This window comes from Clostridium intestinale DSM 6191, assembly GCF_900130055.1.
Taxonomy (GTDB): domain Bacteria; phylum Bacillota; class Clostridia; order Clostridiales; family Clostridiaceae; genus Clostridium_T; species Clostridium_T intestinale.
The window spans coordinates 38,261-56,875 of record NZ_FQXU01000018.1 but is presented as its reverse complement, the minus strand read 5'-3'; the positions used below and the strand labels follow the sequence as shown (position 1 = coordinate 56,875).

At 28.5% G+C, this 18,615-nt stretch carries 19 protein-coding genes; 13 read left to right on the top strand and 6 right to left on the bottom strand.

Annotated elements, in window-relative coordinates; all coding sequences use genetic code 11:
• Positions 1–148: 148 nt before the first annotated feature.
• A complete protein-coding gene (locus BUA92_RS20645) occupies positions 149–1,021 on the top strand; it encodes a CsxC family protein (RefSeq protein ID WP_073022546.1) in 873 nt (290 codons plus the stop codon).
• An 83-nt stretch (positions 1,022–1,104) separates the two neighbouring features.
• Here BUA92_RS20645 and BUA92_RS20640 read toward each other — a convergent pair whose 3' ends face one another.
• Complete coding sequence (locus tag BUA92_RS20640; protein WP_073022545.1) at positions 1,105–1,572, bottom strand: FMN-binding protein; 468 nt, start codon at positions 1,570–1,572, stop codon at positions 1,105–1,107.
• A gap of 359 nt (positions 1,573–1,931) precedes the next feature.
• Between BUA92_RS20640 and BUA92_RS20635 the strand changes: the two genes are divergently transcribed.
• From BUA92_RS20635 to BUA92_RS20620, 4 genes are all read left to right on the top strand, one after another.
• The gene (locus BUA92_RS20635; protein WP_073022544.1) at positions 1,932–3,815 is read left to right on the top strand and encodes an FAD-dependent oxidoreductase; all 1,884 of its coding nucleotides are present in this window, start codon (positions 1,932–1,934) and stop codon (positions 3,813–3,815) included.
• Between the two features lie 107 nt (positions 3,816–3,922).
• Positions 3,923–4,306, top strand: a complete 384-nt coding sequence (locus BUA92_RS20630; RefSeq protein ID WP_073022543.1) for a NusG domain II-containing protein — start codon at positions 3,923–3,925, stop codon at positions 4,304–4,306.
• Positions 4,307–4,318: 12 nt separating this feature from the next.
• A complete protein-coding gene (locus BUA92_RS20625; RefSeq protein ID WP_073022542.1) occupies positions 4,319–4,840 on the top strand; it encodes a Gx transporter family protein in 522 nt (173 codons plus the stop codon).
• A gap of 16 nt (positions 4,841–4,856) precedes the next feature.
• A complete protein-coding gene (locus BUA92_RS20620; RefSeq protein WP_073022541.1) occupies positions 4,857–5,822 on the top strand; it encodes a polyprenyl synthetase family protein in 966 nt (321 codons plus the stop codon).
• Between the two features lie 15 nt (positions 5,823–5,837).
• Here BUA92_RS20620 and BUA92_RS20615 read toward each other — a convergent pair whose 3' ends face one another.
• Complete coding sequence (locus tag BUA92_RS20615; protein ID WP_073022540.1) at positions 5,838–6,728, bottom strand: LysR family transcriptional regulator; 891 nt, start codon at positions 6,726–6,728, stop codon at positions 5,838–5,840.
• 165 nt (positions 6,729–6,893) lie between these two features.
• Between BUA92_RS20615 and BUA92_RS20610 the strand changes: the two genes are divergently transcribed.
• Entirely contained in the window at positions 6,894–8,000 is a 1,107-nt protein-coding gene (locus tag BUA92_RS20610; RefSeq protein WP_073022539.1) for an extracellular solute-binding protein, read from the top strand.
• Between the two features lie 51 nt (positions 8,001–8,051).
• Here the strand turns inward: BUA92_RS20610 and BUA92_RS20605 are convergent, their stop codons facing one another.
• Entirely contained in the window at positions 8,052–9,185 is a 1,134-nt protein-coding gene (locus BUA92_RS20605) for a glycosyltransferase family 4 protein (RefSeq protein ID WP_073022538.1), read from the bottom strand.
• 122 nt (positions 9,186–9,307) lie between these two features.
• On the opposite strand from BUA92_RS20605, the gene BUA92_RS20600 reads away from it, so the two are divergent.
• Genes BUA92_RS20600 through BUA92_RS20590 form a run of 3 tightly spaced genes read left to right on the top strand, consistent with a single transcriptional unit; the run spans position 9,308 to position 12,108 of the window.
• Positions 9,308–10,327, top strand: a complete 1,020-nt coding sequence (locus BUA92_RS20600) for a CotS family spore coat protein (RefSeq protein ID WP_073022537.1) — start codon at positions 9,308–9,310, stop codon at positions 10,325–10,327.
• A complete protein-coding gene (locus BUA92_RS20595; protein ID WP_073022536.1) occupies positions 10,324–11,052 on the top strand; it encodes a hypothetical protein in 729 nt (242 codons plus the stop codon). Before BUA92_RS20600 ends, BUA92_RS20595 begins: the two co-directional genes overlap by 4 nt.
• Positions 11,053–11,064: 12 nt before the next feature.
• The gene (locus tag BUA92_RS20590; protein WP_073022535.1) at positions 11,065–12,108 is read left to right on the top strand and encodes a CotS family spore coat protein; all 1,044 of its coding nucleotides are present in this window, start codon (positions 11,065–11,067) and stop codon (positions 12,106–12,108) included.
• A gap of 18 nt (positions 12,109–12,126) precedes the next feature.
• Here the strand turns inward: BUA92_RS20590 and BUA92_RS20585 are convergent, their stop codons facing one another.
• The 3 genes from BUA92_RS20585 to BUA92_RS20575 form a co-directional block, all read right to left on the bottom strand.
• Complete coding sequence (locus tag BUA92_RS20585; RefSeq protein ID WP_073022534.1) at positions 12,127–12,870, bottom strand: TIGR03915 family putative DNA repair protein; 744 nt, start codon at positions 12,868–12,870, stop codon at positions 12,127–12,129.
• 11 nt (positions 12,871–12,881) lie between these two features.
• Positions 12,882–14,192 (bottom strand): putative DNA modification/repair radical SAM protein, encoded by a 1,311-nt coding sequence (locus BUA92_RS20580; protein WP_073022533.1) that lies wholly within the window; start codon positions 14,190–14,192, stop codon positions 12,882–12,884.
• A 200-nt stretch (positions 14,193–14,392) separates the two neighbouring features.
• The gene (locus tag BUA92_RS20575) at positions 14,393–15,517 is read right to left on the bottom strand and encodes a glycosyltransferase family 4 protein (RefSeq protein WP_073022532.1); all 1,125 of its coding nucleotides are present in this window, start codon (positions 15,515–15,517) and stop codon (positions 14,393–14,395) included.
• A 106-nt stretch (positions 15,518–15,623) separates the two neighbouring features.
• Between BUA92_RS20575 and BUA92_RS20570 the strand changes: the two genes are divergently transcribed.
• The 4 genes from BUA92_RS20570 (at position 15,624) to BUA92_RS20555 (ending at position 18,477) form a co-directional block, all read left to right on the top strand.
• Positions 15,624–16,628, top strand: coding sequence for a CotS family spore coat protein (locus tag BUA92_RS20570; protein WP_073022531.1), 1,005 nt, complete (start codon positions 15,624–15,626; stop codon positions 16,626–16,628).
• A 111-nt stretch (positions 16,629–16,739) separates the two neighbouring features.
• Positions 16,740–17,600: a sporulation peptidase YabG gene (gene yabG, locus BUA92_RS20565; protein ID WP_073022530.1), complete on the top strand. Its 861-nt coding sequence runs from the start codon at positions 16,740–16,742 to the stop codon at positions 17,598–17,600.
• A gap of 58 nt (positions 17,601–17,658) precedes the next feature.
• Positions 17,659–17,895, top strand: a complete 237-nt coding sequence (locus BUA92_RS20560; protein WP_073022563.1) for a Veg family protein — start codon at positions 17,659–17,661, stop codon at positions 17,893–17,895.
• Between the two features lie 345 nt (positions 17,896–18,240).
• A complete protein-coding gene (locus BUA92_RS20555; protein ID WP_021800455.1) occupies positions 18,241–18,477 on the top strand; it encodes a Veg family protein in 237 nt (78 codons plus the stop codon).
• Positions 18,478–18,615 lie beyond the last annotated feature (138 nt).

Sequence of the window (18,615 nt, the reverse complement as noted above, 5' to 3'; positions counted from 1 at the left end):
TAATAAATGCGTTATATGTTAATTTGAGGAAGAAAAATATATTTTAATATAAATAACACAAAACTGTCGAAAGGTGTAACAACATGTGAAGTAGAGAATATACTATTATTACAGAAGATAACTCGATGGACAAGAGGAGGAATAACAAATGTCTAAAAAATACTGTTCAAGTAAAATATACTCAGAAGAAGTAAATTTAAGCTCAAGCACTAATGCATCAATAAACCCTAGATGTAGAGTAACTTATACTAGGCTTCCTGTTTTATTATCAGTTAGAGATGTACAAATCGATTTACAATCTTGTATAGAATTATGTGACGATTTATATGAAATAAAGAGGGTAAAGAAAGAAGTATATATAACTCAATGTAAACTTATGGTTAATTGTGGTAAAGTAGATCCTGTAAACCCTGATAAAGGATATGGAAAGCTATTTTTAACTGGATATATAGAAAAAAATATAGAGTATGCAGTTGCTGGAAAACCAGGTTGTAACGGACAAATTATGGTTGGAGCAATAAAACACGCTACAGTAAAGGTTCCATTTAGTACAGCTACAGAAATCGACTATATCCAAAAACCAGTAATAGAATGTAGAGAAAATGGAAAAGAAATTAACTACTTCACTAAATGCAATAAATCAATAGATTGTTCTTGCGGCGGATTTGAAATGGGTAATTCTAAATGTGAATGGGATTTTGCTGATAAGATAATTTATATTGAAAAACCATTCTGTAGATTAGCAGAAGCTAGAATATTTGACGCAGACCAAGCTATAGATAGTGAAGATGTTGGTGGAAAAGACTACGGTTATGATAACTACAATGAATTTGCAGAATATGATGAATTTGAAGAATACGGAAAAGAAAAATGCAAGAAACATGGAAAAGATGATAAATGTGAAAATGTTTGTCAAGCTCAAGAATTTAAGTTCAAAAAACATCATAAGATAGTAGAAAGAATGGTAGCTTATTTAAAGATAGAATTATACCAAGAACAATTAGTTTATCTAGATAAATAATATTTTAAATACACTCTCTAATTTTGGGAGTGTATTTTTAAGAAAAAAAGACTTTAGAATTTCTAAAGTCTTTTTGATTATAATTATTTTATTTCAACTTTTGCAGTATCAGTTTTTCCAGCAGTAGCATTATCAACAGCTGCTTTAACTAATGTTTTAAAGTTTTCACTTGAGTGAGTTGCACCAGTTACAGAATCAACTTTCTCAACATCTTGTTTTTCTACTAAAGCCTTAGCTAATTCTACAGTGTATTTATCTGGAGAAGTACCAGATTTAGCAGCCATAGCAGCTATATATTTTTCATCAGTAGATTTTTTATGTCCATCTTGTTTGTTTGAATAGTCGAATGCAGCAGAAGCTATTTTTCCATCTTTGTATTCAACTTCAACGTAAGGTTTCCATCCTTTATCATCAAAATCACTAGCTTCAGCTTTGTAAGTACCATCCTTGATTTTAGATGCAGCAGCATCTTCTTTTTTACCGCAGCCAGCAAGTACAGTTACAGCTAAAGTAGCAGCAGCGATAACGCTTAGTAAAGTTTTCTTTTTCATTGAGAGAATCCCCCTTAAAAATATAATTTATATTATAATATTGTGAAAAAGTTGACAAGAAAGATATTATTTCCATCAACAAATTTAATTATACACGCTTTTCCCAAGAAATATAATTAAAGTTACTTATGTTATATTAAAAAAACTTATACAATTTTTATATAGTGAAAATGTTTAAGAAACCTTGAAAAGCAGGTTGTTAAAAAGAAAACGGGATTGATAAACTATTAACCTAAATAAGAAAATGACACTCTTTATCTATAGACATAGCGAAAAAAAAAGGATAAAATGAATATGGATTTGTATTTAAGTATGTTTTCTAAACAAAAATGTAAGAATAATATTGAAGAGGTGGTAAAATGTCTAATAAGAAAAAGATACTTGTTCTTGGAGCAGGTTATGGTGGAGTTCATTCTGCTAAAAAATTAGCAAAGAAATACAAAAAGAACGATGATGTTGAGATTACATTAATCGACAAAAATACCTTCCACACATTAATGACTGAATTACATGAAGTAGCTGGTGGAAGAGTTCATAAGGAGTCAGTTCAAGTCGATTTAACTAAAATTTTTGCTAGAACAAAAGTTAATTTAGTTACTGACTATATAGAAAAAGTAGATACTGATAAAAAAGTTGTAAAAACAACTCACGGTAGCTATGAATATGATTATTTAATAGTAGGTACAGGTTCAGAACCAGCATTTTTTGGAGTACCAGGGGTTAAGGAAAATGGATTTACTTTATGGTCCTTTGAAGATGCATTAGAAATAAGAGAACATATTCAAAAAATGTTTGAAAAAGCATCTAAAGAAAGAAATGCGAAAGCCAGAAAGAAAATGTTAACTTTTGCTGTAGCAGGTTCAGGTTTCACTGGAATAGAAATGGCTGGGGAACTTATTGAATGGAAAACAAAGTTAGCTAAAGAATACAATGTAGATGAAAGTGAAGTTAGATTGTTAGTTGTTGAAGCTATGGGAACAATTCTTAATATGCTAGATAGACAACAAGCTGACAAAGCTGAAAACTATATGGTTAGAAAAGGGGTAGAAGTACTTAAAAATTCCCCAATAGTAGAAGTTACTGAAGATAAAATAGTTCTAAAAGACGGTACAGAAATAGAAACTAATACTTTAATTTGGACTTGTGGTATACAAGCTAATGCAGAAGTTAAAGAATATGGATTAGAAACTGCAAGAGCAGGAAGATTACAAACAAATGAATATATGCAAGCAGTAGATAAAAAAGATGTATTTGTTGTTGGTGATTTAACTTATTTTGAAGAAGAACCAGGAAAAGGAACTCCTCAAATTGTTGAAGCGGCAGAACAAACTGCAAATACAGCTGTTAGTAATATAGTTGCATCAATAGAAAACAAAGAAATGACTAAATTTAAATCAAATTATCATGGATTTATGGTTTCTATTGGAGGAAAATATGGCGTTGCCAACCTAGCAGGTATAAAATTATCTGGATTCCTTGCTTTGTTTATGAAACATATGGTTAACCTATATTATTTATGGGGTGTAAATGGAATAAATGCATGTTATCATTATTTAAATCATGAATTCTTCTCAATAGAAGATAAGAGAAACATAATGAGAGGGCATTTAGCTTCTAAAGGTAATAGATTATGGCTTGTTCCATTAAGATTATACGTGGGAGTTATTTGGCTACTAGAGGGTCTTAAGAAACTTGTAGGTGAAGGAACTTGGGATGATAAAGGAATAAAAGGATTCTTCAATATTTTCTCTAATGGTTTAGCAAATGATTCATGGTTTAAAGCTGGAAATGTTAAGATGCCATTTGATTGGGTTCAAGCAGCTGCTAACTCTGGAGCATCTGAAGCGACAACTGATGCTGCAAAAGCTCTTCCAGTTCCAATGTTAGAACATATGCCAAAATTCTATGAAGCTGTTATGAAAATAATGATTCCAAATGCTGATGTAGCAGTATGGTTCCAAAGAATGGTTGTTTTACTAGAGTTAGGTATCGGTTTATGCTTATTAGCAGGATTATTTACTTTCTTAGCTTCAGCAGCATCAATATTCATGGGCTTTAACTTTATATTATCAGCTATGGGTGAATGGAGTATATTATGGTATATATTCTCTGCGATTGCTTTAATGCAAGGAGCTGGTAGAACATTTGGATTAGACTATTATGTGATGCCATGGGTAACAGAAAAAGTAGGAAATTACTGGTTGGGTAAAAAAGTTCCAGTATATAAACAAGGACAAAAATAAATTAAATTATATTAATATGGTAAACTTAATAAGGTAGAGTGAATTCACTCTACCTTATGATTATTTATACAGTTTAAGAAAAAGATTAGAGATTGGAGAAGAATGATATGATTAAAAAGTGGGATATAGTAATTATTATTCTACTTGTAGTGTTATCTTTTATTCCAGCGGTGATTTTTGGTGTGGTTTTGAATAAAAATTACAATAGTAAATATGCTCAAATTACTGTAAATGGAAAGGTTTATAAAAATATACCTTTATCAGCCCACAAAGGCGAAGAAATAATAGAAGTAAAAACTGAATCGGGAATTAATGTAGTCTCAGTTAAAGATGATACTATTGCTATTATTGAGGCGGATTGCCCAGATAAAATATGTATAAGACCAGGCTACATAGGTAAGGTAGGAGAACAATTAGTATGCTTACCTCATAGATTGATGGTAGAAATTAAAGGAGATACTTCAGATGATGGAGTGATTCTTTCATATTAGAGGTGAATTTATATGAGAAAAACAACCAAACTAGTATATATGTCATTATTGGTTGCTCAAGCATTAGTATTACATATATTTGAAAATATGATTCCGGTTCCTTTCGCAACCCCAGGGGCTAAACTTGGATTAGCAAATCTGATAACAGTAATTGCATTATATACATTAGATAAAAAAAGAGATGTATTTTATATTATTATATTAAGGCTAGCTTTAGCAACAATGTTTGGAGGAAATCTATCCTCTTTTATGTATTCATTTTCTGGAGCCTTGCTAAGTTTTTTAATAATGATAATAGTAAAAAAAATTGGAGCAGACAAAGTAAGCATTATAGGAGTAAGTTGCGCTGGTGCTGTTTTTCACAATGTTGGGCAACTTTTAATAGCGTCTTGGATAGTTAAGAATATAGGTGTTATGCTATATTTGCCGGTATTATCTTTAGTAGGAATTCTTACTGGATTTTTTATTGGGCTGACTGCGAACTATGCCTTAAAGCACATGTCTAAACTTCCGTATTTTGGTAAAATATCTTAAAAGTTGAGGCGATTATATGGATAAAATGTGGGATAGTAATATATATATTAAAAATGAGTTAGAAGAAGTAGTAAAACTCATGAAGAAAAACGCAAAATGTAAAGATAAATTTATAGAAAAATCTATCATTGAACTTATAGAGTCAGGTGGGAAAATGCTAAGACCTGCTTTTGTTATAATAAGCTCTAAATGGGGAGAAAGTAACGAAGGTAAGGTAAGAGCATTAGCATCTGTAGTAGAAATGCTGCATATGGCTACTTTAGTTCATGACGATATTATAGATGATGCAAAGGTTAGAAGAGGTACTGAAACCATCCAATCAAAATACGGTAAAGATTATGCCGTTTATATTGGAGATTATTTATTTTGTGCTTGTTTTAGATTATTAGCATCGGAAGGATCTTTACAAAGTATAAAGATAGATTCTAAGTCTATGTCTAGAATATGTCTTGGAGAAATAGAACAACTTAATTCTAAATTTAGTGAAAAATTATCGGTTAAAAATTATTTATCTAGAATATCTGGAAAAACAGCAGAATTATTTTCACTTTCTATGTATATAGGAGCTGCAGAAAGTAATTGTTCTGAAAAACTATGTAGAGAGTTTTGGAATATAGGTCACAATATTGGAATGGCTTTTCAAATAATAGATGATATTTTAGACTATACAGGAACTGATGAAAGTATTAAAAAATCTGCAATGAATGATATAAAACAAGGCATATTTACTTTGCCATTTATAATTGCATTTAGAAACGATAAGAAAAAAATAGAGCCGTATATGAAAAAAGAGACATTTGATGACAAAGATGTGTATGAAATAATTAAATTAGTAAGAGAAAATAAAGGTGTAGAAAAAGCAAAAGAACTTGCATTGAAATATACTAATAAGGCATTTAAGAGAATAAATAAGTTGCCTGATAACGAGTATAAAGATATATTAATAGAAGTTATCAAAGGATTACTTATGAGAAATTATTAGATTAGAAAAGGGCTCTTATTTTAAGAACCCTTTTATTTTTTTCTTGAGAGTGTCAATAAATACTTTTTCATCCATGTAAAATGATCTGTTTACCAATAGGTAAAGAGAATAAGAAAGTGTAAAGTTGCTTATTTTCACCTCTTTAAGATTATGATCTTTAGTATATAATTGTGCAACTGTTTTTGGAGCAAAAGATATGGCTTCATTAACAAGCAATGCATTTAAAGCGGTGAGAGGTGAGTCAGTAGTAAAAAGAACATTTAATGAATCTCTATTTGAGTTAAAAGAAGATAGTTTATCTTCAACGTATTTTGATATATTTGTATTATTGTTAACTATTATTATAGGAAGAGTAAGAATTTCTTCTATAGTATACTCATCTTTAATATTGAACTTAGGGGATGCTAGGGCTACAAACTCATCATCAAAAAGCTTTTGGCATACTATATCTTCTCTTAGAAACTTTTCACTACTAATTATTATGTCGAATGAACTTGAGTTTAGGGACTCCTCATTAAATGGTGTTTCTATAGAAGATAAATTTATTTTATAATTTTTGAAGTTTTTTTTGAAATCTCCTATAAAACCTGGTAGAATGAAGTTTTTTACGTAGGAAAGAGAATAGATATTTACTGTCTTTTTATTGTTTTTATAAGCATTTAGTTCTTCTAGCATTCTACTATAGCTTGTTAGGATTGTTTTAGTATATTTTAGTGCTATTTCACCTTCAGGAGTTAAATTGACTCCTTTATTACTTCTTTCTAGAAGTTTGGTATCAAGTTTATCTTCAAGCTTGATAAGTTGTTGGGACAATGCTGATTGTGATATATGAGATTTTTTTGCCACAAATGATATATTTTTAGTGGTTGCAATATCATAAAAATATTTTAAGTTATCAATGTGCATTATACATTTTACCCTCCTTATTTTCTATATAAATCCATTAATAATTATAAAATATAATTCTACATATTGCAAAAGAATAATCATTTTCAATTGAAAATGGATAGGTTTGATATATTAAGATATTTGTGATAAGTTTATAGTAAGTTCGCTTTAAGGAGTTTATTTATGAGAAATTTAAAGAAAAATATAATAGTATTAATTGTGATTACCCTACTTGTTTTATCTATGTATAAAGTGTTTAAAATTATTAATAATAAGGAGTTAGTTGGGAGTATTGAGATTATAACTAACGAAGAAAATTATGTTTACTTAAAAGACTCAGCAGAAATGTTTATGAGTGCAAATAAGAAGAGTAAAATTAATGTTACCAAACATAATAAAGATGAAATAATAGGATATTTAATTAAAGCATCAAATGTTGAAAATGAAATAAATCTTATAATGTTAGATTCTAAAACATTGAGAAGTATAAATGATGATTCTTTAGAACATATAAGCTATCAAGATAACATAATAGATAGTTACAGTAAGAACTTTAATTCATGGAGATTAAATGAGGTGAAAAAAGGTGAACATTACTTAGGTATACCAATACAGAGCAATCCTCAATTTTTAATTATTAGAGAAGATATATTGAACCAATATGGATATAAATCAGAAGATATAAGAAGTTGGAATGAATTAATAGATTTATATAAAGATATAGATAGTAAATCTAACAATGAAATAAGTTTATTTTCATATGATTTAACTACTATTGAGGAGATAGAAAAGATTATTATTTATCAAGGTGGTAATATAAATCAAGCGGAAGAAATAACTAATATAATTAAAGATGATAATTTAATGGGAAAAGAAACTCCACTAGGGTATATCGCTGATAAAAATAATTATAAAAATATTATTAACAATAACTTAAAAAATTCATTAAAAGCTATAATGATTCCAGCTATTGTAGTCGGAGGTAATAGAGCTGTTTCCTTTGATGGAGATAATATTGCTGCGTTGAAGAGTGAGTATGAAAGGCAAGAGGTTGCTAATAGATTTTTAAGATTCTTAATAGACAATCAAAATCTTATTAGCGTGGATACTTTAAACAATGAAGGATTTTTCCCAAGCTCGAGAGCTTTTTATAATAATATAGTTGTAGATAAGGAGTTTGAAGAAATTAATAATCAAAAAGTGTTATCCATAATGACTAATATTGTTAATAGAGTTCCAGATACAACAGATTATGATAGAATAGATGATATATTAGATGTTAGAAAGTAGAAGTAGAAAGATATCTCAAAATAACTATTTAAAGTATTTTGAGATATCTTTTTATTCAAACAAGTATTTTTCATTGATTTTATTGTAAGCTTTTAGAGTTTCTTTGGCTGTATTCTCCCAAGAATAATATTTACTTCTTTCAAGACCTTTTATACTTAAATCTTCACTAAGGTTTGAATCTTCAGATATTTTGACTAAGGCATTTGATATATCCAATATATCAAGTGGATTTATCAATAAACCATTATCACCTACTACTTCAGGGATTGATGTTATATTTGAGGTTATAACAGGAGTTGCACAACTCATTGCCTCTAGTGGGGGAAGTCCAAACCCTTCATAAAGAGATGGATAAACAAAAGCTTCACACGCATTATATAATACAGGAAGATCAGAGTTTTCACAAAAACCACCAAATACAATATTTTTTTGTAAAGACTTATCTTGAACTAATTGTTTCAATTTTTCTCCTTCTTCTCTCAATGAACCAATAATTAATAGGCTTCTTTCTTTAGGAAAGCTTCTAAAAGCTTTTTCAAATGCTAAAATTAGTCCTTTGACATTTTTTCTTGAACTAAATCCTCCTAAATATAAGAAAAAAGGAGTATTTATACCATACTTCTCTTGAACATGTTTTTTGCAAATATCCTTATTTAAAGGTCTGTAATTTTCATTAGCAGCTAGAGGAGTAACAAAAACATCATCCTCATCAATTTCAGGAAAAAATCTTAAAATATCCTTTTTAGAGTAATTTGAAACTGTTAATATACCATGAGAGTTATCCATTATTTTGGGCATTGTTGTTAAGAATTTCTTTAAATAACCTTTACCTACAGTTTCGGGTAATATATAAGGTATAAGATCATGAATAGTAACGACTTTTTTGCAATCTATATTCTCTTCTAATCCAATTCCGTTTTGAGGAATATGATAAATATCTATAAGCTCTTTTTTTACAAATGAGGGTATATAGTAAGATTCAAAAAATCTTTGATGTTTTTTAGAAGCCATTAATATTTTTGTTTTATCATTATGAAAAGAATCGTAGTCTCCACCAGACCAAAATATATGGTAAAAATCTTCTCTATTTAAGTTGATCATATTTACTAATAAATTATAAGTATAGGTGCCTATACCAGTTCCTTTATACCAGTTTAACCCTCTAGCATCTACGCAAATCTTCATACTACTCCCCCAGTACAATGTTTATAATATATAAATATGATATATTTTTCCAATGGTGAATAATTCACACATGAATAATTATTCTCATATAATAAATGAGGATTAATCAGTGGAGGAACTTAATGGGACTAAGTAATCTAAAAGATTTCTTAAATGAAAAATACGATATAGAGGTAAAGGATATCGTTAAGAAAAAAAATATATATATTGTAAAAGGTGATGATAAAGAATATTGCTTAAAAACAATTAATTATAGTTATTCTCACTTTAAGTTTATTTTATCTGCTATATTACATCTTCAAAAAAAAGGTTTTAAGAACATTCCTCCTATACTTAAGACTAAATTGGGGATGGATTATATAGAATATGATAATAAGTACTGCTATTTATCTCCATGGATACCATCACGCGAAAGTAATTACGATAATATTCATGAATTATTAGAGGTAACTAAAAAACTTGCAGAACTTCATTTATGTAGCCAAGGTTTCACAATAGATCAAGATATGAAACCAAGAATATACTGGTTTAAATGGATAGAAAATTTTAATGTAAGAGGAAAAGAAATATTAGATTTTAGGAATCGTATCTACCAAAAAGCATACAAAAGCGATTTTGATAAGCTATATCTAGAAACTATGCAGAATCAGCTAACAATAATAGAAAAAACTATAGATGGTTTAAAGTGTTCTAACTATATAAATAGGATGAATAAAGAAGTTATTAAAAGAGGCTTTTGCCATCATGACTATGCTCATCATAATGTTCTTAGGGCCTATGATGAAGAATTATATGTTATTGATTTCGATTACTCAATTCTAGATACTAACCTACACGACCTCTCGTCATTAATTATAAGGTCTATGAAAAATGGAAAGTGGAGTAAAAATAAAGTGAAAGAAATATTAGCTAGCTATTCGAGTATTAATTCTTTAGAAAAAGGTGATAGCAAAATTATATCTTCTTTTATAAAATTTCCTCAACAATACTGGCAGTTAGGAATACAGTATTATTGGGAGCAACAACCTTGGGAAGAGGACTTTTTTCTGAATAAACTAGAAAAATATCTAGAAGATTGTGAAGAAAGAGAGGAATTTGTTGAAGATATAAAGCAATTAGAGAATGGTGGAGAAAATATATGAAATTTTTGACCATAGAAGAGTACTTGAAAAACAGAGGAATTACCATTTTAAAGAATAAAGAAAAAGTAATAGCTAAACAACTTAATGAGGGAGAGGTATACTTTCAACTAAATCTTATTAATAAAATTCACAAAATCTTGAGAGAATATCCTAGCAATTTTATACCATCTATCCAAAGTACGATTGGAGAAGATTACGAACAAATTAAGGTTCTTCAAAAAAGAGTAAACAGGTATTTAGAAGTCGGATATTTCCCGGGAAAAATTGAAGAAAAAGTTGAAAATATTTTGAATTTATCTAATTTAGCTGTAACTCAAATAGAGAAATCAGACTATTTGTCTATATTTAGGAGAGCTATGGATAATAAAGAGATTACGTTAGGCTATTGCGATGATAAAAATTTAAATTATAATAAGGGGATTATTATATATGATCTAAAGGGGATAGCCTATAATTTTGTAGAAAGTGATTATGGAAAGTTTTTATTAAAAATTAAAAGAAGGATAAAGATTATTAACTATAATGAAGCTATAGAATTTATATTGACTCAAGAAGGTTTAGACAATAATTCTAAAAAATATTTAAATGGCTATATTTCTTTTCCGCTAGAGACGTTAAAAACTCTGCAAAAATATAAAGAAGGGAAGAAACAATGGAACGAAGAAACCTTCTATTATAAATTTATGAAGGCTTATGAATTTGATAATAGTATTACATTATTATAGAAGGGTGATTTTATGAACAAGCTTAGATATTCGGATGAAAAATACCTTTGTGATTATGATTTAGACACTGACTTATTTGAATTATTTGATTTAAAGGTTGAGGATTTAATACCTTTACGAAGTGTATATATTTTGATTACTGATAAGGGCAAAAAAATATTAAAAAAAATAGAAAATACAGAAGATATGAAATTTATAACTTCAGCTTTAGATTATATTAAGGATGGTTATTCAGATATATTAACCTTTGTTAAAGCTGGGGATGGAAATTATTATGTAAGATGGAAAGATGGTATATATTGTGTTATGGAATTGATTGAGGGAAGGGAATGCTGTTGTTCAAATCCTTTAGATGTAGTAATAGCATCAAAAGCTCTAGCGCAATATCATAAATCTTCTCTAGGAATATTAAAGTATCTTGAAGGCAGTAACTTAGAAATTTTGAAAAGTAACTTAGGGAAGTTTCCTAATAAATTTAATGAAGCAAAAGAAAATTTACTCGATATAAAACAAAGAGTAGGTAAATACGGATATAAGAATACCTTCGATAAACTTCTGCTAGAGAGTATAGATGAACAAATAGAGAATATAAATGAATCGATAAAGAGAATAGAAAAGTCAAATTATGAAAATTTATGTAGAGATGAAAGTAAGACAGTGTTATGTCATAATGATTTGGCACATCATAACATTATACTGTCAGAAGATAGAGCTTATTTTATAGATTTTGAATATTCTTTAGTAGATATTAGAGTTCATGATATATGTAATTTTTTGATGAAATCTATAAAAAATTATGGATATGATTTTGATAAAAGTATAGAAATAATAAATGCCTATGATTCAGTATGGAAGATAGAAAAGGATGAATTAGAAGTATTATATGCAATAATGATTTTTCCAAATGATTATTATAATTTGGTATACAATTACTACAATAAGAAAAAGAATTGGAGTTATGAATCCTTTTTATCAAAGTTTCAAAATAAATTAGCAGATGAACCAGATAGAAAAGATTTTCTGAAAATATATGAAGAAAAAAAGATTACAAAATAAAACCAGAATTAACTGGTTTTATTTTGTTTCTAAAAGATGTTTCCAATAACGTTTAGGCATTTTGTTACTTTGAAGCCTCAAGTTTTGTCTAGATGATATTGTGGTTGAGTTATAATAAGTCTTCCATAATTGTGTTATATCTTCTTTATAATTTTTTAATGCATCATAATAATTTATTGACATAGAGATGATTTCATAGTCATTTTGTAGTGAACTATAAACTAAAGCTAATTCTCTTTTAATATCATGTATTATAAAATTTTCATTACAAAATCTTTTGGTAAAATGATAACTTAATAATTCTAAAATATTGTGATCAGGTTCAATAGATGAATATAACATTTGGTCGTTAATCAAAGAAAATCGAACAAAGCCTTCAAACATATGAGTTTCCTTCAAAACCTTATTTCTAAGAGCTAATATGTTTTTAACCCTACTATCATAAACGTGATGGTTAATTAAAGAACCTAATTTAAAAGCCAGTTGTATATATTTAAAAGCTAATGAGAAACAGTCTTTGGTATCGGATAAATAAGCATAGTAAATATTCTCTACAACCTCTTTTCCAGTATTTTTTAGTAGAGAGGTATATACCTTATTTGCTTTTACATCATCTGTAGCTATATATTTTTTTTCGTATAATAAATTTTCTTCAAATGAATGTTTAGAAAATATTAAAGAAGTATTTTTGTATGAATAGTAACATTCATATATGCAAGTTAAAAATCCATTAAAACTTCCGTCATGTATTAGTACAATCATAAAACTCCTATCTATAGATTACCACTTATACTGGTAATTCTATCTTCTGGTTTATTTAATGATAATTGAGAGAAAAAACTTAGTTGAGTATAGTCTTCTGAATTATTATAAACTTTAATTTTTTTGTCTGTTAGTTTATTTTCAATTAGTAGAGGGTCAAAATAGGTATCACCTAAGTACTTACCCTTACATAATATAAAATATTGTGCGCGTTTTAGTACAACTCCGAGGCTCTTTAAATCTTCATAGGATAACGAGTGAACTCTTCTAGAAATCACTATTCTTTTAGCTGATTTTAGTCCTATACCAGGAATTCTAAGTAAAGTTTCATAGGGGGCTTTATTAACTTCTATAGGAAATAAATCAATGTTATTTAGCGCCCAAAAACTTTTTGGATCAAGTTTTAAATTAAGACTAGGATTTTTTTCGTTAAGCAGCTCAGAGGTTGTAAAACCATAATAACGGAGTAACCAATCACTTTGATATAGTCTGTGCTCTCTAATTAGTGGAGGCACTGATATTGAAGGGAGAAGTTTATTGTTTTTTACAATTGGTATGTAAGCTGAATAATAGACTCTCTTCAATTTGTAGTTTTTATATAAATTTTCGCTTAAAGTAAGAATATCCTTATCATGTTCGTTAGTTGCTCCCACTATTAGTTGGGTGCTTTGACCGCCAGGGACAAAGGTGGGAGAATGAGAAAAAACTCGTTTATTATAATTAAATTCATTTATTTCTTTAGCTATTGTTTTCATAGGAGAAAGTATGTCGATTTTTGATTTTTGAGGAGCTAAAAGCTTTAATGAAGAAGCTGATGGAAGTTCTATATTAACGCTCATTCTATCTGCATATTTGCCTAATTCTTTAATCAATACTTCATCACAGCCGGGAATAGCCTTAACATGTATATAACCATTAAACTTATGAACTTGACGTAATAATTTTAAGGTTTTTAATAGCAATTCCATAGTATAATTAGGACTTTTTAAAATTCCTGAACTTAAAAATAAACCCTCTATGTAATTTCTTTTATAAAAATTAATTGTTAAATCACATATTTCTTCAGGCGTAAAAGCGGCTCTTTCACAGTCATTAGACATTCTATTTTGACAATAAGCACAATCATAGACACAATAATTAGTTAATAGGATTTTTAATAAGGATATACAACGTCCATCAGGAGTGAAGCTATGGCAAATTCCACTGCTCGAGGTATCTCCTAAATAATTTTTCTTACTAGACCTACTAGATCCAGATGATGAACATGAAACATCATATTTAGCACTATCCGATAAAATACGAAGTTTGTTAATTAAATCCATAAAAATCACTCCTAAAAATTAAGCTAAGTATATTATATAGCAAACATATGTTCTAAGTAAAGGGGGGATTATAATATATAGTGTTTATTAAGTGTTAAAGAAGCTCCAATCCATATTTAATTTCATGGATTGGAGCTTTAAAGTTTAGTATTAAACTCTTATTTTATATGGCATTAAGATATATAATACACTCTTTATAATTATCTTATTTTATTTATAAATTTATAAGCTGATAGTGTGTCTAAGGCAGTTTTATTCCAATTATATATTTTGTTTCTTTCAATGCCTTCAACTGTAAGTTTTATCTTTAAATCTATATTTGTTAATATGCTATACATAGCATTCATAATCGCATATACATCCTTAGGATTAATTAAAAGTGCAGAGTTTCCTAATATCTCAGGGATAGAAGTGCAGTTAGAGGCTATAACAGGGGTACCACACGCCATTGCTTCAAGTGGAGGTAATCCAAAGCCTTCATAAAATGAAGGATAAACTAGAGTCTCACAAGCATTATAAAAAACAGGCATATGTTCAAGTGGGATAAACCCAGGAAAGATAACTTGATCTTCTATTCCAAGTTCAAGGGCTCTATTTTTGTATTTCTCGTAAGAAATACCTTGTTTACCAACAATAACAAGTTTTAAATCTTGGGTATATATGCCTTTTAGTAATGAGAATGCTTCAATGAGACCAGTTATATTTTTTCTAGGGCTAAAACCACCAACATATAATATGAAATTACTATCTATTGAATAATTTGATCTTAAGAATTTTTTACATTTAATTTTATCCATAGGTTTATATATATTTTCAGCTGCTAAATGGGTTACAAAAATTTTATCTTTAGGATAATTAAATTCTTTAGAAATATCATCTTTTGAGAAGTTAGACACAGTAATAATTCCTTGTACTCCATCAATGATTTTTTTCATATCATTATTAAATATCCTTAGATACCTATCACTTACTGTTTCAGGCATTCTAAGAGGGATTATATCATGAAGGGTAATTATTGAGGAACTGTCTAAATTATTTGGTAAACCTACTCCATTTTGAGGGACATGATAAATATCTAAATTTTCATCTTTAAGGATATTTGGTAGAGAGACCTCTTCCCAAAAGTTTTCTTGGGTATCATGAACTGTATTGATAAATTTAAAGTTGCTATTAAGATTATCTAAATTTGAATTATTAGGAAGAAAGAGTGAATAATCATTGATCTTGTCAACTAAATTTAGGTTATATATTAGTTGATAGGTGTATGTGCCGATTCCAGTACCTCTATACCATTTAGCAGCTCTACCATCTATACCAATATGCATTATTAAATCCTTTCGCAGTAGTTATAATTTATTATATTAACTTCTTTTGATAATTGTTAATAATTGTTAGCGATAGCACATATAAATATTTAGGGGGTGATTAACTATGATGAGGGAATCAGAAATTGAAAGACAGTTTGGTATAAGGATAGAAAGCATTAAACCCAATAAAGGGATATACCATCTAAAAACAGATAAAGGTGAAAAGTGCTTAAAAAAAATTAATTATGGAATTCAAAAACTTTTATTTGTATATGGTGCAAAGGAATATATTATTAATAAAGGTTATCAAAATGTAGATAGATATTTTTTGAATATTGACGGAGAACCTTATGCACTAGTTAATGAAGATATATATACTTTATCTGAGTGGATAGAGGGAAAGGAATGTGATTTTCATAAATTAGATGAGGTTATAATCGCAGCAAAAGAATTGGCAAGACTACATGAAATCAGTAAGGGGTATGATCCTCCAGAAAACAGTAAATTAAAAACTGATTTAGGAAGATGGCCTAACCTTATGGAAAAAAGGATAAGGGCATTAGATAAAATGAGAGACATGGCTAGGAAAAAAAGTAACAAAGGAACTTTCGATTTAAATTATATTAAAACTGTAGAATTTTATAAAGAATTAGGTAAAAGAGCACTTTCAGTATTGAAGAACTCTAATTATTTAGAGATATGTAATATTACAGAACAGGAAAAGAGTTTTTGCCATCATGACTATACTTATCACAATATAATTTTAGACAAAGATAATAATGTGAATATAATTGATTTTGATTATTGTAAAAGAGAAGTAAGATCATATGATATATCCAATTTTATGATAAAGGTACTAAAGAGGGTTGGGTGGAATGTGGATTATGCTAAGGACATACTTAAGGCGTATGATTCTATTTCCAAGATTAAAGAAGAGGAATATAGTATTATATATGCATATCTATTATTTCCGCAAAGATATTGGAGATTAGCTAATCGTTATTATTATAATGAGGTTAATTGGGGACAAGTTACTTTTGGTAATAAACTAGAGTCATTGGGTAAAGAGAAAGATGATTATTTAAAATTTATTGATGAATTTAAAGAAGCGTATAATTTAAAAGAATAATTTATCAAAGAGTAAGAGCTGAACCTCTTACTCTATTCTTTTGTATTATAAAGCACACAATATGGGTTTCGGCATATTATAGTATATATCAGTATTTATGAGGAGATAAATATGGGAATAGGCGATATTGTAGTTAGGAAGTCATATGGAAAAGATATTACTTTTAAAATAATTGATATAAAAGAAAATGAGGACGGAGTAGTTTATGTTTTAAAAGGCATAAATATAAGAATTATAGCTGACGCATCTATCGATGACTTAGAACATGTAAATGACGAGTTTCAAGGAGAGAAAGACAAGATACTTAATGCTAGGGTCAATCAAGCAATAAAAAAGGCTATAACCTCCAGAGATGGCGCTTATAGAATTACAAAGTCTCCCAAAATCATACAAGAAAAAGAGTTGATGTTTGGGAGGCCTGGAAAAGTTCTGCACATAGATGGGGATAGTGTTTATATGGAAAATTGTTTAAAAGTATATAAACAGTTAAATCTTGATGCGGTAGGAAAAGCGATAGTTGAAAAAGAACAGCCTATACAGGTAGTAGAACTGGTGAAAGAAATAAAGCCAGATATAGTGGTATTAACTGGGCATGATGGTGTATTAAAAAATTCAAAAGATTATTTAGATTTAAATAACTACAGGAATTCTAAATACTATATTGAATCAGTAAAGGCACTTAGAAATTTTAATACTAGTTATGATGAATTAGTGATTTTTGCAGGTGCTTGCCAATCTTGTTATGAAAGTATATTAGATGCAGGAGCAAATTTTGCATCTTCACCAAGTCGAGTATTGATTCATTGTTTGGATCCTGTATTTGTATGCGAAAAAATAGCTTATACAAGAATAGATAAGGTAGTTTCTATTACTGACGTAATAGAAAATACTATAACCGGTATAAAGGGGATAGGAGGATTACAGACAAGAGGTAAATACAGAGAAGGATATCCTAAATCACCCTATGTATAATATTAGAAATATTTAAAACTAATTTTGCTAGTAATAAAATACAAGGAGGATGTGAGTGTTGGAGAAAAATACGACGATTGCGTCTATAAAGAAATATCTAGAAGCACACATTGGAGAAAAAGTTACATTAAAAGCTAACGGAGGGAGAAAGAAAATTTTTGTTGATAGTGGAGTACTTGAAGGAGTATATCCAAGTATCTTTGTCGTTAGACTAGAAACTGGAGCACAAAGGACTGTGACATATAGTTATTCAGATATATTAACAAAAACCGTCCAATTGTATTTTGGAGGATAAACTTCGATTTAAAAATCGAAGTTCTTATTTTTTATAAATAAAAGTTTCAAATAGATAAATCAATAATATTTACTAAATATAAATAATAATTAATTATATGGATATACTACTATAGAACTCATACTAAGAATTAAAATATTGCTGTATACATTATAAATAAATACCAGTGTAAAATTAAAATTTATTTGTATGTTAAGCAACAAATTATAAAAAAATATAAGATTAAATTTTTGGAATTTAAAAATTAGATTGACAAGTTGGAGTAAATAGTGATAAAATTAAAATTTTAATTTGACAATTATGAGGTTTTGAGGTAAAATATATAATGGAAAGAGGGTGTTTAATTTGGAAAAGAATAGAACCTTAGCTTCCATAAAAAGAGACCTTGAAGGCCATGTAGGTGAAAAAGTAACCTTAAGGGCTAACGGTGGAAGAAAAAAGATCCTAGTAAATAATGGAGTACTTGAAGGAGTATACCCTAGTATTTTCGTTGTAAGATTAGAAAGTGACACCCAAAGGACAGTGACATATAGTTATTCAGATGTTTTGACAAAGACAGTTCAATTATACTTTGCAGGATAAACTTCGATTAAAAAAATCGAAGTTTTTTTATTGTATAAAAAAAGAAAGATGGTGGGTTTCCATCTTTCAACTATGGTATAAAAGGGTATTGAGAATTTATGAGAGGTTATATGGTCAATAACCTCTTTTATAATACGA